The 14946-nt window shown below is 65.1% G+C and carries 9 protein-coding genes; 5 read left to right on the forward strand and 4 right to left on the reverse strand.

Annotated elements, in window-relative coordinates:
• The first annotated feature begins 5 nt into the window (after positions 1-5).
• Positions 6-1601 (forward strand): methyl-accepting chemotaxis protein, encoded by a 1596-nt coding sequence (locus ACN9MY_RS29700; protein ID WP_426319519.1) that lies wholly within the window; start codon positions 6-8, stop codon positions 1599-1601.
• Positions 1602-1612: 11 nt separating this feature from the next.
• On the opposite strand, the gene ACN9MY_RS29705 is transcribed toward ACN9MY_RS29700, so the two are convergent.
• The 4 genes from ACN9MY_RS29705 to ACN9MY_RS29720 all read right to left on the reverse strand — a co-directional run bounded on the left by ACN9MY_RS29705 (position 1613) and on the right by ACN9MY_RS29720 (position 10419).
• The gene (locus ACN9MY_RS29705; protein ID WP_426165708.1) at positions 1613-2599 is read right to left on the reverse strand and encodes a TraB/GumN family protein; all 987 of its coding nucleotides are present in this window, start codon (positions 2597-2599) and stop codon (positions 1613-1615) included.
• A gap of 53 nt (positions 2600-2652) precedes the next feature.
• Positions 2653-4017, reverse strand: coding sequence for a Gfo/Idh/MocA family protein (locus ACN9MY_RS29710; RefSeq protein ID WP_426336545.1), 1365 nt, complete (start codon positions 4015-4017; stop codon positions 2653-2655).
• A 31-nt stretch (positions 4018-4048) separates the two neighbouring features.
• A complete protein-coding gene (locus ACN9MY_RS29715; protein WP_426319520.1) occupies positions 4049-7024 on the reverse strand; it encodes a TonB-dependent receptor plug domain-containing protein in 2976 nt (991 codons plus the stop codon).
• A 74-nt stretch (positions 7025-7098) separates the two neighbouring features.
• Entirely contained in the window at positions 7099-10419 is a 3321-nt protein-coding gene (locus ACN9MY_RS29720; protein ID WP_426336546.1) for a TIM-barrel domain-containing protein, read from the reverse strand.
• Between the two features lie 315 nt (positions 10420-10734).
• Here ACN9MY_RS29720 and ACN9MY_RS29725 point away from each other — a divergent pair, with 315 nt between their 5' ends.
• The 4 genes from ACN9MY_RS29725 to ACN9MY_RS29740 are packed head-to-tail and all read left to right on the forward strand — an operon-like array spanning position 10735 to position 14944.
• Complete coding sequence (locus ACN9MY_RS29725) at positions 10735-11871, forward strand: SIS domain-containing protein (protein WP_426319522.1); 1137 nt, start codon at positions 10735-10737, stop codon at positions 11869-11871.
• On the forward strand, positions 11858-12808 hold the full coding sequence (locus tag ACN9MY_RS29730) for an ROK family protein (RefSeq protein WP_426319523.1): 951 nt from the start codon (positions 11858-11860) through the stop codon (positions 12806-12808). The genes ACN9MY_RS29725 and ACN9MY_RS29730 overlap by 14 nt, the downstream gene beginning before the upstream one ends.
• Positions 12809-12815: 7 nt before the next feature.
• Positions 12816-14144 (forward strand): D-tagatose-bisphosphate aldolase, class II, non-catalytic subunit, encoded by a 1329-nt coding sequence (locus tag ACN9MY_RS29735; RefSeq protein ID WP_426336547.1) that lies wholly within the window; start codon positions 12816-12818, stop codon positions 14142-14144.
• A 32-nt stretch (positions 14145-14176) separates the two neighbouring features.
• A complete protein-coding gene (locus ACN9MY_RS29740) occupies positions 14177-14944 on the forward strand; it encodes a DeoR family transcriptional regulator (protein WP_426165722.1) in 768 nt (255 codons plus the stop codon).
• The last annotated feature ends 2 nt before the right edge of the window (positions 14945-14946 follow it).

The following is a 14946-nucleotide window of genomic DNA, read 5'->3' on the forward strand; positions in this document are numbered from 1 at the left end:
CAAAAATGCGCAGCACACTCACCGCAGCCGAACACGAAACCCTGCTTGAAGACGGCAAGCCCATCGTCATCACCACCGACCTGCAGGGCCGCCTGACCTACACCAATTCGACGTTCATCGCTGTCGGCGACTACGCCGGCGAGGACCTGATCGGACGCCCGCAAAAGGCCTTCTATCACCCGGACATGCCGGCGCAAATCGACGAGGATATGCTGCGCACCACCATGTCGGGCGAACCATGGCGCGGCCTGGTCAAATACCGCTGCAGGAATGGCGGCTACTTCTGGTGCATCGCCAACGTTACCCCCGTGATCGAGAAGAACCGCACGACCGGCTTCATGTCGGTCTGCACCAAGCCGAAGCCGCAGCAGGTCAAGGATGCCGAGGCTTTGTACCGCACCGTCAAGAGCCCGAATCCGGATGGCGTGCGCATCGCGCGCGGCGCCGCTGCACCGCGCGGCCGCAGGAAGATCGCCAATGCGCTGCGCGACATCTCCCTGTCGCAGCGCATGGCGCTGTGCTTCGGCAGCATGGCGCTGCTGGCGCTGGCGATGGCGCTGCATGCCGTGCTGCCCTACTCCGACTCCGCGCTGCACGTGCAGGCGTTGCTGCTGGCGGCGCTGGCGCTGTACGGCTGGTACAACCTGCACCGCGCCATCGTGGCGCCGGTCCAGGCCTGCATCAACGCCACCCGCATCCTGGCCGGCGGCGACCTGACCACGCGCATGGCGGTCGACCGCCACGATGAACTGGGCCAACTGCAGGCCTTCGTGCGCCAGCTGAACCTGAACCTGGCGTCGATACTGGGCGACATCCGCGGCAATTTCGCACTGACCCGCAGCACCACGACGCAGGTGCGCAGCGCCAACGTCGACCTGGCAGCGCGCACCGAAGCGCAGGCGGCCAACCTGGAACAGACCACGGCGCATATTGGGCTGATTACCGGCACCGTGAGCCAGACAGCCGACAACGTGAATACCGCCAATGGCGTGGCGACCGAAGCGACTGCGCTGGCCGAACGCACCGGCGTCGCCGTGGCGCAGGTGGTGACGGCAATGGACGAGATCCGCCAGTCCTCGCACAAGATCGTCGACATCATCGGCCTGATCGACGGCATCGCTTTCCAGACCAATATCCTGGCCCTCAATGCAGCGGTGGAAGCGGCGCGCGCCGGCGAAAGCGGCCGCGGTTTCGCGGTGGTAGCAAGCGAAGTGCGCAACCTGGCGCAGCGCAGCGCGGCGGCGGCCAAGGACATCAAAGTCCTGATCGATGCCTCTGCCGGCAAGATCGAAGGCGGCGCCAACGTGGCCACCGCGGCCGGCAAGGACATGGATGCGGTGATTTCCGCGATCGGCCGCGTGGCCTCCATCATGGGCGATATCCGCGGCGCGACGCGCGAACAGAGCGACGGCGTCAACCAGGTGAAAGACGCCATCGTGCAGCTTGACGAAGTGACGCGCCAGAACAGCCAGATGGTGGAGGAAGCTTCCGCCGCCACCGGCGTGCTGGACCTGCAGGCGCAGGCCGTCGCCAAGGCGCTGGAAGTGTTCAAGCTGCCGCAGCAAGCCGGCGCCGGCGCAATGCGCGCCAGGCCTGCGTGATGCGGGGGCGCTTACTCGGGCGCCTCCACCTTGTAGCCCTTGGCCTGCAGCTCGGCCAAGGGGCCTTTCGGATCGAGCAGGCGCACCAGCGGCAGCACGGCGAAGGTCGAATCATTGGCCGCCAGTGCGCGCTCGGCGTTGGCCAGCCAGTTCTTCTGCATCGTTTCCTTCACCTGCTTCAGCTTCTCGTTCGACTTGAACGCGTCGTTGTTCAGCACTGCGTCGGTGCATGCGGCTTCGCGGTCGGCAAAGCTCAGGGAAGAGATCTTCGACATGTCGCCGACCGCCCATGCATTGGCGCGCGCGCGCATCGCATCGAGATCGGACTCGAGGCGCTCCACGGTCCTGGCAAAGCAAAGCACGTCCGTTCCCGGTGAATTCTTGAATGCGCGCAGGGCCTCGGTCGGGCTTTCGAGTTCGGTCTGGACGTTACTGGACGTGACCTTCACCTTGTACTGCTTCACCAGCTTGTCGAGCTTCGAATAGACGTCGGTGCGCATGGTCAGGCCGTTCTTTTCCAGCCCTTGCTGGTACAGCGTGTCGGCAACGAACATCGGGCGTTCCCGCTCGATGCTGTCGTTCTTGCCGATGTATTTTGTCTTGAGCGCTTGCCAGCGGTCGTAAGTATCGGCTGGCAGCACGTCGATCAGCTTGCCGCCGTCCGGGTTATTCTTGATTCCGATGGCAAATGGCAGCATCTTGATGCCGCCCCACCAGCCGACGGAAATGCCAAACGACGGCTTGGGCAGGTATTCCTGGGACTTGGCGATGATGGCTTCCACTTCGTGGGAGCGCCAGTCCATCTTGATCGGCAGCGGTGCATAATCGCCGAAAACGTACATCACGTGTTCGCCTTTACTGACCTTCCACAGGCCCGGGCCGGGGCGCTGGCCCGTGATCACAATCGTATCGCCTTCTGGCGCCGGGGCCTCTTCCTGCGCCCAGGCGCTTGCCGCCAGCAGGCTCAATGCCACAGCGGTGAGTACTTTCCTTGTCATCCTCTTACGCTTTCTAAAATGGTTAAGAGAACGGCAATATTACCTCAGCGATGTCAGTAGCGATCGTCGAAAGCGAAGATCGGCTTGCGCTTGCTCCACTGGCCTCGTGTGAAGTCAGGGAAGTCCAGCGTCTGGAAGTTCTGCGCAATCGATTGCTCGGACAGTGGCGTGATGGCGCTCCACGTCACCGCGTCGTAGATATCGATCGGCATCGGCGCACGCGCCTTCAGCGCTGCCACGAAAGCGTGGATCACGAAGTAGTCCATGCCGCCGTGCCCCGCGCCCGCTGCGTCGCCTGCGTATTTGCGCCACAACGGGTGGTCGTACTGGTCCTGGTAGGCCTGGAAGTCGTCCCACTGGTGCGGCTTGCTCTTGCCTTCGATGTGGATGGAATGGTTCACGTCCATCCACAAGCCATTGGTGCCCTGCACGCGGAAGCCCAGCGAGTAAGGACGCGGCAGCGAAGTGTCGTGCTGCAGGATGATGGTCTCGCCGTTCTCGCAGGACAGCGTGGTGGTCACCACGTCGCCCAGGCTGAACTTCACCTTGCCGCTCGGATGATCGGCGCCGCCCTGCTTGACGATGTAGTCGTGCAGGCCGCGCGCCTTGGTGGCGAAGGTGTTGATGCGGGTGAAGCGGTTGCCGCGGTTGATATTGGTGTACATCGCGCACGGCCCGATGCCATGGCTTGGATACAGCTCGCCATTGCGCTGCACGGAGTGCTCGGTGCGCCACTTCGCTTCCGACCAGCCCTTGGCGCCGAACTCGATGCCGCTGCCGTATGGCTTGGCCGGGTCGCCGTTGTTGAACTTCACGGCGCGCAGGTCGTGCTGGTAGCCGCCCTGCAGGTGCACCAGTTCGCCGAACAGGCCGGAGCGCACCATCTGCAGCACCGCCATCACGTCGCGGCGGTAGCACACGTTTTCCAGCAGCATATACGGCGTGCCGGTCTTGAGCTGGGTGTCCAGCACGTCCCAGTGATCCTTCAGCGTCACGCCTGCTACTACCTCGCAGCCGACAGGCACTCTGGCTTGCATGGCGTCGATCGCCATTTGCGCATGCCATTCCCAAGGCGTGGCAATGATGACGCCATCGAGCTGTTTCGCGTCCAGCATGCGGCGGTAGGCGTGCTTGTCGCCATCCTCGCCGAAGGTGCGCGGCTTGGCCTTGCCGGCCTTCTCGAACTGCGCCAGGGCCTTGCCCAGCATGATCGGCTCGATATCGCACAGCGCAGCGACTTCCACGTCGTCGCGGCGTATCAGTTCGCGCAGCAGCACCTGGCCGCGCATGCCGGTGCCGATCATGCCGAGCCGGAGCTTTTCGCGGCTGCCCGCCGCAAAGGCGGAAGGCAGCAGCAGGCTGCCCGCCAGCGCGGCGCCAGCGGTGAGGAAGTGTCGTCGATTGAATTGCTTGTCCATCTAGTCGTTACCTCTTTGGTTGGGTCGCAGGTTACCAGAACTTGTAGTTGGCCGAGAGCGAGAAGACGCGGCCGAACAGGTTTTGCTGGTGGTTGTATCCTTCCCATCCGTTCGGGTCGTAGTACGGCCTCTTGTTGGTGACGTTCTTGATGTTCAGGCCCAGGTCCAGGTTCTTGACCGGCTTCCAGTTGAAGCCAAGGTTGACGGTGTAGTACGAAGGCTGGCCGCCGCACAGGTCATCCGGCAATGCGACGCCGCCGGCGGTGCAATTCTCCGGTGCGTTGTCGGTGTCGTATGCGCCAAATGCCCATTTGGCCTTGCCGGTGTAGTTCACGAACAGGCTGGTGACCAGGTTCTGGTAGGTCCAGTCGGCGTTGAAGGTGGCGCGCAGGCGCGGCGAATCGTAGTAACCGACGTAGTTGCCGGAGAAGCCGCTGCCGTCTTCGTAGTTGTAGGTTTCGCGCTTGCGGATGGTGAATGCGGCGCCGGTACCCAGCTTGCCGTATTCGCCCAGCGAGAAGCGGGCACGCGCATCGATGTCTAAGCCGTCCAGCAGGGTGCGGCCGCGGTTCGAGTAGGAATTGATCAGGCCACCCAGGTTGCCCACCGAGTACTTCGGCAGCGGGCCGGTGCAGGCAGCGGCATTGGCGGGATTGGCGCACATGGCGGCCACGGCTGCCATATTGGCGCGGTCGGCATCGGAAAGCTCGTTGCGGATTGCCTTGTCGGTGCCGGCCAGGCTTGGGCCGTACTGGTCGACCAGCGCGGTGAACAGCTGGTTGAAGTCCTGGCGCACGATTTCGTTGCGGCGGTAGACGAACCAGTAGTCCAGCGAAATGCTGACGTCCTTGGCCGGCTGGAGCACCAGGCCAAGGGTCGAGATCTTGGCTTTCTCCGGCGTCAGGTTCGGGTTCGGCGGGGTCAGGCCGCCCACGGTGGTCGAGCAGTTGGAATTGAGCAGGGTCTTGCCCAGGTCGCGGTCGGTCGCGGTGACAGACATCTGCAGCAGCTTGGCGATGGCGTTGGTTTCGTCGCAGCGCACGGTGTCGCGGATGCCGCCCACCTGCGCGAACACGCCGCCGCTGCCCGATTCTGCCAGGTTGGGGGCACGGAAGCCTTCCGAGTAGGTGCCGCGCACCATGATTTCAGGACGCGCGCGCCATTGCACGCCGACCTTCGGCGCAAGGTTGGCGGAGAAGTGCGGGTATTTGTCCAGGCGCGCCGCGGCGTTGACTTCCAGCGTGTCGGTGACCGGAACCACCACTTCGCCGAACAGCGCGCTGACGGTGCGCTTGCCGTCGAACCAGGAACCGCCCTGCTGCGTGATCAGGCCATTGGCGGCATCCGGATTGCCGGGAGTATCGAAGCTTTCGCGCATCAGGTTGGTGCCGAAGGCAGCGCGCACTTCGCGTTCGCCCAGCTTGAACAGCGTGCCTTCCACCTTGGCGTCGAAGGTAATCAGCTTCGTCCAGGACTGGATGTCGAAGGTCGGATACGCTTCGCGGATCAGGGCCGCATTGGCTTCGCTGATTTCGCCGAACTTGTAGGCCGGGTTGTCAGCGATATAGGTGCGGCCGGTGACCGGGTCCTTGGTGAAGGGACCGAAGGCTTTCTCGAAGCCTTTGGTATTCACGTTGATGGTCTGGTACAGGGTGGAATGGCTGCCTGCGACACCCAGTGCGGTTTCGAAGTCCCAGCTGCCGGCCAGGTGCCCCTTCAGGCCGGCCAGCACGCGGTAGTTGTCGTCCAGGTTCTTCTGGCCGAAGTGGCCAGCCGCATCCTGCAGGACGTAGTTCAGGCCCGCCGCGCCGCCCATCTTGGCGGCCATGTCGGCATCGAGCTTGCCTTTCAGGTAGACGTTGTTGGGGCCAAGGTAAGGGTAGCTGAAGGTGTTCAAGGTGGTGCCGGTATTGCGGGAGAACCAGTTGTTGGTGGTGCCGCTGTTGAAGCTGCGCGGGCCGTTCTCGCCGCGCAGCTTGATGTGGGTAAAGGCTGCTTCGGCAAAGAATTCCAGGTCTTCGCCAAGCTTCTTGCGGCCGGACAGGAAGCCGGTTGCGCGGTCGGAAGTCGGGCCGGTATCGATGGAGTACGGCAGGTTGTTCCACACGCAGCGTGTACCGGATGCTTCGGTGATCATGGTGGAACAGCCGGTCACCGCACGCTGGGTGCGGGCATTGTTCCTGGCCGGATCGAATACGAAGAAGGTGCCCGGGTTAGGCTGGCCCGGTTCACTGCCGACGCCGACGCGGAAGTTCGAAATGAAGTTCGGGTTGTTGACGTAGTAGTAGTCCGGGCGCTTGTCGTAGGTATCGGCCAGCGCGATGCGGTCGCGCTTGTACACGTTCAGGGACGCCATGAAGTTGTAGCCGTCGCTGCCGAAGTCGCCCTTCCCGTACACCAGGCTGGCCTGGTGCTCGCCGTAGGCCGACACCTCCTGCGAATGGTCGGTGCTGACCTTCGCTTCCAGTCCCTGGTAGTTCTTCTTGGTGATGACGTTGATCACGCCGGCCACCGCGTCCGAGCCGTACACCGCAGACGCACCATCAGTCAGGATTTCCATGCGCTCGATCGCCGCAGCGGGAATCGAGTCGATATTGACGAACATGGTCTGGAAGCCGGCCGGTGCGCCGTAGAAGGACAGGCGGCGGCCGTTCAGCAGCACCAGGGTTCCTTGCGCGCCGAGGCCTCGCAGGTTCGCTTGCGAGGCGCCGTCGGAGCCGGTGAACATGGAACGGAAGTCTTGCTGGGCCGGGCGCGCGGCTGGCAGGTTGTCCAGCACCTGCATCAGGGTGCGGGCGCCCATGTTTTCGATCTGCTTGGCGTCGATGACCTGCACCGGCGATGCGGTTTCGGCGTTGATGCGCTTCAGGCTCGAGCCGGTCACTTCGACGCGGTGGATCTTCTCGCCTTTCTCGTCCTTCTTGTCATCCGCCCCGTCTGCCAAGGCCCCGCCAGCACATCCAATGGCTGCCAGCGCAGCGATCAATTTCTTCAGTTCCACTTGCATCTCCTTTTTTTAGTTTGCAAAACGCCCTCCCCGGTCCGAAGAGGGGTTCGTTCTTGGTGACGAAAAATGTGCGGTCAGCGCGTCTTGGCGGTGGCGCCTTCTGTGCCCAGCAGTACGGCATTGGCCCAGTTGCCGCAAACCTGGGCTGGCTGGGCGCCGCGCGCACCCAGGGTCCGCAGGCTGAGTTGCCGCAACCCGCGTACATCGATTTCCGGCTTGACGACGGCAGGCGCCGTCACCAGGCCGCTGTCGTACAGCAGGCGCTCGCTGCTCCAGACCTGGAATTGCAGGCCGCCGGCGCTACGGCAGCTGTCGTCCACGCCCAGGTCGGCGCGCAGGAGGTTCCAGCTGCCTTCCAGCTGCAGGTCGATGCGGCTGGCGGGGCCGACGCCCAGTCCCTTGCGGAACCACAGGCCGTTCATGCGCATGTCCTTTCCCTTGCCGGCAGGACGATCGCGTCCGACGCCTTTCGGCAATGGCAGGTCCGACAGGAAGCTTTGCTGCTCCGTGCCTTCCTTCGCACGATGTTCGAGGATGCGGAAGCTGGACAACGCGATCGGCCCCACTTCGGCCGGCTGCATGGCGTTGATTGCCTTGGCCGGCGCCTGGACGGCGGCCGTCACCATCGGGTCGGTGGAAGCCGCGCCTTCCCCTTCCGGGTTCTGCGTGCTGAGCACGCGGAAGCGCAGCAGGCGGCCAGCTGTGGCCGGGAAGTTGATGGTCTGCGTCTCCTTCTGCAGCTTCAGGCGGCCGGTGAAGTTCGGCTTGCCCCATTCGCCGTTCGTGTCGGCGATGTAGATTTCATAGTCCCGCACCTGGCCGTGCTTCCAGTGCTCGTCGTTGCGCGGCGCGATCTCGATGCCGTCAACCAGGCGGCGCTCGGTGAAACCGATGGTCCATTCGTGGGCGCCGGTGCGGATCGACTGGTTGCGGGTGGTGCGGAACCAGGTGGCGTCTTGGTCGTCGAAGGCGTTTTCAAGCGCGTGTCCTGGCTCCTCTGCGGGGCGGTTCACCACCAGCAAGGCGTCCGGCGGCAAGGCGCGGCCCAGTTCAGGAGCTTGCGGGAAGCTTCCGTCCTGTGCGGCCAGTGCTTGCGCGCCCTGGACGCTGATTTGCAGCGGCTGGCGGATGTCCTGCTTCGCGGTCTTTACGTGCAGCGTGCCGGTGCGCTCCTGCGGGTCGTAATACCAGCCTTCCGCGGCAGCGTCATAGGCAGCGCGGTCCGCGCATGCGGGCAGGGTGCGGCTTGCAGAGGCGACCGCCGCCGGGCGCTGTCGCGTCAGCATGCGCAGGACGTAGCTTCGGCGTGCCTCCTGGCCTGCGTAGCTGCCTTCCACCGGGGCGATGTCGACACTCACGGCGCCGCCGGATTCACGCATGCGCAGGACCTGCCGGCTGAATGCACCCTTCTGGTACTGGCGCGTGTTGCCGTCGTCCTCGTACAGCGTGAACGACGATTCGCCGTGCGGATACAGGTCCAGCGTCAGCACGTCCTTCGGTTTTTCGCCGTCGTACAGGACTTCCGGATACATCGGCAGGATGGCGCCGGCGCGAACGAAGATCGGCAGCTTGTCGAGGGTGACCTGCAAGTCGATGTCGCGCCCCGCGGCGCCGGCCGTTGCCTGGCGGCCGTCCCAGTACTCGAACCATGTTCCCTGCGGCAGATGGATCGCCTTGCGCCAGCCTTGCGACACCGCCTGGCTGCGATACACGGGCGCTACCAGCACCTCGCGGCCCAGCAGGAACTGGTACTTGTACGCTTCGGTGAAGGCGGCAGGGTCGGATGGGTAGTCCCACATCAAGCCGCGCACCAGCGGCGCGCCGGTCTGTTCCGCTTCGTGCGCCAGCGTGTACATGTAAGGCGTCAGGCGCAGCTTGAGTTTCAGGTAGCGGCGGTTGATGCTGCGGTAAGGCTCGTCGAACCACCATGGATGCTTGCGCGCATTGGCAGACCAGCCCGACATCCCCATCAGCACCGGCGTGAATGCCTTCCACTGCAGGTCGCGGGAATAGGTTTCGGGGCTGCCGCCAAAGATCGCATCCACGTCGCCGGTCGCATACGCCTGGCCGGACAGGCCGGAGCCCACCAGCGTCGGCACGTGCCAGCGAATGTAGTCCCAGCTTGCACTCTGGTCGCCAGTCCATGCCACCGCATAGCGCTGCGTACCGGCCCATCCCATCACGGTCCAGATGAAAGGGCGGCTGTCGGAATTGTCCAGGATGCCGTCGTAGGCCGACTTGTTGGCATCCAGCGAGAACTGGTAGCCCTTGCCGGTCCAGGCCACGTCCAGCTTCTGCACCCGGCTGCCGGCGGCGCCTACTTCCCACTTGATCTTGTCGACGCCGTTCTCGGTCCACAGGCCGGTGCGAAAGCCGTATTTCGCCAGGCCCTGCACGGTTTCCGGCAGGCTGGTGTAGCCGCAACCGTAGCCGTCGTTGGGCAGGATCCAGCCGCCCGGCATATCGTTCTCACGGTATCTCCGCGCCACCGAATCGACAACGTCCGGCGTCTTGCCGCTTGGGCCATCGCTCCAGCCTTTCGGCACAGTGCCCGGCTTCTTCACGTTGTCGCCGTCGTTGTAGCAATCGGCATCGCCGTATTCCAGCGCCCAGCGCGGCAGCATGCGCGCGCGGCCGGTCCACTCGGTGTAGCGCGCCAGCACGTCGCGCACATCCTTGCCGACGAAGTAGTAGGCATCGAAGCGCGGTTCTGCGTGCTGCAAGGCGACGACGTCCTGCTGGCGCAAATCATAGCTGCCGTCGGACCAGGTGTTGCGCAGCATGCCCCAGCCGCGCGAACTCATGAGAAATGGCGCCGGGCTTGGGCGGTCGCCCTCTTCCCATCCGCCCGAATAGGATACGGCAAGCTGGCGCCCCTTGAACTCGAAGCGGCCATTCTGCTGGCCGCCGCCAAAGAAGCGTTCCGCCTTGTCGCTGGACAGGGTCTGCACGCTGGTCCTGTCCCCCAGCTCCAGCGGCTGTACTTCGCGCCACAGCGGCTGCGTTTCACCAGCGCGGAACAGGCTGAAACGCAAGGGGTTGCGGTCGATGCGCAAGGCCAGTTTCGCAGTGCGCAGCAAAATGTGGTCGGGCTGTTCGCTTACGCTATGCTCAATATGCGCGGCCGGCTTGCCGATCACGATGGCGGCCGCCTTGTCCCCGGCATCGGTCAGTTTGCCTTTGGGGCCAGCCCAGATGCGCAGCACGTCGTCCTGCAGCAGGCTGACGCGCACGATGGCGCCGGATTCGGTCGCGAGGTCCCAGGACAGGCCTTCCGCGGCAGCGGCCGGCGCGGCAGCAATGCTGCGCAGTTTTCCGAGCGGGGCAGCCAGGGCGGCGCCAGTGGCCAGCGCCATCGCGGCAGCGGCAATTGCAGTGCGGGTGAGTCTCTTCATAAGCCTGCCTAAGGTGCAATATTTTTCGTTTTGACGGTCCTACTTTAGGAATAAAAGCAAAAAAGGTCAACAAAAAGAAAGGAAACTGCGCTATCGCACCCATTTTTCACGCAATTTACTTTCGTTTGACCAGCAAATCAGCGCAATATCTTTCGAATAGTAGCTATCACGCAACGTAGCATGCTGAATTATGAACGCTTCACCACCGTTCCGGCACACTGTTCATCCGGCCAGATCTTTCGTTTGTCTTTCGCATTTGACTTTTCGAAATATACTATTTATGCTTTCAGCCAACGAATAACTTTTCTTTTTTCGATGACTACCCTCCTCCAGCGTGACCCGCAATCCTGGCGCGATATCCGCGGCCTCGATACCGCCGAAGAGATTACGCAGCAGCCGGCTCTGTGGCGCGAACTGCGCAGCAGCCTGCAAAGCCGCGCGGCCGACGTTGCCGCTTTCGTCGGCGGCTGCCTGCACGATCCGCAGCAGCGCGTGATCCTGACTGGCGCCGGAAGCTCCTCTTATGTCGGCGAGATCGTTGCCGATGAACTGAACGCGGCCTGGCCAGCGCAGGTGCGCGCCGTGGCCACCACCAGCCTGCTGACCCACCCGGAGCTCTACCTCGACCCGGACGCGCCAACCCTGCTGGTGTCCTTCGCCCGCAGCGGCAGCAGCCCGGAAAGCCTGGCCGCGGTCGACCTGGTGCGCGAGCTGGTAGCCGACGCACGCTTCCTGAACATCACCTGCAATGCGCAAGGCCAGCTGGCACGCAAGGGCGATACCGACGCGCGCGCCTTCAACCTGCTGATGCCTGCCGCCAGCTGCGACCGTGGTTTCGCCATGACCAGCAGCTTCACCTGCATGCTGCTGGCCGCCCTGTGCGTGCTGGGCAAGGGCGAATGGCAGGAGCACCTGGCAGCGCTGGCGCAGGCCGGCGACACCGCATTGCGCGACTGGGCAGCGCCGGTGGCCACGCTGGCCGCGCAGCCGGTACAGCGCGTGGTCTACCTGGGCAGCGGTCCGCTGGAAGCACTTGCCAAGGAATCCGCGCTGAAAATACTGGAACTGACGGGCGGCCGCGTGCTGGCCATGTCGAACACCGCGCTCGGTTTCCGCCACGGCCCGAAGTCGGCGCTGAACAAGCAATCATTGGTTGTGCTGTTCCGCAGCGGCAAAGCGCTGGCGCGCCGGTATGAGGAAGACCTGCTGCAAGAGCTGCGCCGCGAAGGCGTGGCAGGTTCGGTGATCACCGTCGGCAGCGAATCCGACGTCACGGTCGCAGCGCCCGCCTTGCCGGACGCCTGGCTGGCGCCACTGTGGCTGCTGATGGCGCAGCAATACGCCCTGCACCAGTCGGCCACGCTGGGCCTGGCACCCGACAATCCCTTCGCCGACGGCACCGTCAACCGCGTGGTGCAAGGCGTCACCATCTACCGCCATGACCAGTTCTGAGCAAACCGGCTATCACGGCATCGATATCGGCGGCACCAAGATCGAACTGGTGTCGTGGATCGATGCCGGCGGCGAACTGCGGGAAGTGTTCCGCGAGCGCGTCGCGACGCCGGGCACCGACTTCAATGAATTCGTCGCCGCGATCGGCGGCCTGGCGGCGCGCGGCGACGCAGCGCTTGGCCCGCAGGCTCCGGCTGCCGCGGTCGGCATCGGCCTGCCCGGCGTGATCGACAGCGCCACCGGCCGCCAGCTCAGCTCCAACGTGCCGGCCCTGAACGGGCGCCTGGTCGCCGCCGCGCTGCAGGAAGCGCTGGCGCGTCCCGTCGTCATCGGCAACGACTGCCAATGCTTCGCCCTGTCGGAAGCGCAAGGCGGCGCTGCAGCAGGCCTGCCCACCATGTTTGGCGCCATCATCGGCACCGGCGCCGGCGGCGGCTACTGCGTCGACGGCCGCCTGCAACGCGGCTTCAACGCCATTGCCGGCGAGTGGGGCCACTGGACGATTCCCGCGCCGCTGCTGGCCCTCTACAAGCTGCCGGTGCTGGACTGCCCCTGCGGCAAGCAGGGCTGCCTCGAGCGCTACGTCTCCGGTCCCGGCCTGTCGCAGCTGCACGCCCACCTCGGCGGCGACGGCGCACAGCCGCTGGCGATCGTGGGCCGCGCCAACAACGGCGACGCCCTGGCCGCGCAAGCGCTGGCGATCCACCTCGACCTGCTGGGCCACGCCATGGCCGGCCTGGTGCTGGCCTACGACCCGCACGCCATCGTGCTGGGCGGCGGACTATCCAAGCTGTCGCACCTGTACCAGCAACTGCCGGCCGCCATGCGCCGCCACCTGTTCCGCGGCGTGCAAACTCCGCCAGTGCTGGCGCCGCGCTTCGGCGATGCCGGCGGTGCACGCGGCGCCGCCCTGCTGGCGCGCCAACAAACGAACTAAGACGACGATGAAACAGCCTGCCCAGCTTTCCCCAGTCCTGCAAATCGTCGAGGCGCACCGCGCCGGCAACGCCGTCGGCCTGTACAGCGTCTGCTGCAGCCACCCCGCCGTGCTGCGCGCCGCCATGCAGGTGGCCGCGCAATACGGCACGCTGCTGCTGGTGGAAGCCACCTCCAACCAGGTGGACCAGTTCGGCGGCTACACCGGCATGCAGCCGGCGCAATTCCGCGACTATGTGCATCGCCTGGCGCAGGAGCAGGGCTTCCCGGCCGACCGCCTGGTACTGGGCGGCGACCACCTCGGCCCCAACGCCTGGCAGTCGCAGGACGCGGCCAGCGCCATGGCGCATGCCGACGTGCTGATCGACGCCTACGTGTCGGCCGGCTTCCACAAGATCCACCTCGATTGCAGCATGCGCTGCGCCGACGACGAGCCGGTGCTGAGCGACGAAACCGTGGCCGCCCGCGCGGTCCGCCTGGCCGTCATCGCCGAGCAGTCGGCGGCCCGCGCCGGCCTGCCGCCGCCGGTGTATGTGATCGGCACTGAAGTGCCTGTGCCGGGCGGCGAGGCATCGCTGGAACAGGCGCTTGCCGTCACCGCGCCGCAGGCGGCGCAGCGCACGCTCGAGGTGCACCGCCGCGCCTTCGCCAAAGCCGGCCTGCACGCTGCATGGCAGCGCGTGATCGCCATGGTGGTGCAGCCGGGCGTCGATTTCGACCAGGCCAATGTGCAGCACTACGACGCGGTTGCGGCGGCCGGATTGTCCGCCTTCGCCGCCAGCCAGCCCGGCCTGGTGTTCGAAGCGCATTCCACCGACTACCAGCGCGAAGCGGGCCTGCACGAGATGGTGCGCGACCACTACGCCATACTCAAGGTCGGCCCGGCCGCCACCTTCGCCCTGCGCGAAGGCTTCCTGGCGCTGTGCCTGATCGAGGAAGCCTTGCTGGGCAAGGAGCAGGCCTCGCGCCTGATGGACGTGCTGGACGAGGCCATGCTGGCCAAGCCGCAGCACTGGCAAAAGCATTACCTGGGCAGCGCCGAGGAACAGCGCCTGATGCGCCGCTACGGCCTGTCCGACCGCTGCCGCTATTACTGGGGCGAGCCGACAGTGGCCGCCGCCGTCAGCCAGCTCCTGGCCAACCTGGCCGGCCGCAGCATCCCGCTGCCTTTGCTGAGCCAGTACCTACCGGAGCAAGTGCCCGCCGTGCTGCAGGGAAAACTGGCGGCCGCGCCGCAAGCCCTGCTGGAACACAAGGTCGGCCGCGTGCTGGCGCAATATGCGCGCGCCTGCAGCGCCAACGCCGCTGCCGGGCACAGCGCTGCCGCCATCTGTTAAGCTCGACGTTTTGACAGCCAGCGACAGAAGACATGCGAAATACCAGCCAACGCCGCGAAACCATCCTGCAGGCGATCGTACAACATGGTTCGGTCCAGGTCACCGACCTGGTGGACAAGCTAGGCGTCTCCGCCGTCACCATCCGCAGCGACCTCAGTGTGCTGGAATCCCAGGGCCTGGTGCAGCGCAGCCACGGCGGCGCCCTGCTGGCGCGCACGCCGCCGACCGAGCACACCATCCGCCAGAAGGATTCGCTGAACCAGGCGCAGAAAGAGCAAATCGGCCTGCTGGCCGCACGCATGGTGCAGCCGGGCGACAACGTGATCATCGACTCCGGCACCACCACCATCTCGCTGGCGCGCCAGCTGCGCGACGCCAGCGACGTGACGGTGCTGACCAACGGCCTGAACATCGCGTGGGAGCTGGCCGACGCGCCGGGCGTGGACCTGATCCTGACCGGCGGCCGCCTGCGCAAGCAATCGCTGTCGCTGCAGGGCGCCCAGGCCGAAGCCTGCCTGTCGGCCTACAACTTCGACAAGCTGTTCCTCGGCGTCGACGGCTTCGACCTGCAGTTCGGCATCACCACCCACCACGAAGCGGAAGCAAACCTGAACCACAAGATGGTGGAGCGCGCCAAGAAAGTCATCGTGCTGACCGACGCTTCCAAGTTCGGCCGCGTCTCGCTGCACCGCATCGTGCAACTGGACCGCGTGCACACCGTCGTCACCGACGCCAGCATCAGCGCCGAATACCGCGATGGGCTGGAGAAGCGCGGCATCGAAGTGATCGTCGCGGAGTAAAG

The sequence above is a fragment of the Pseudoduganella sp. R-31 genome, from assembly GCF_049913235.1.
Taxonomy (GTDB): Bacteria; Pseudomonadota; Gammaproteobacteria; order Burkholderiales; family Burkholderiaceae_D; genus Rugamonas.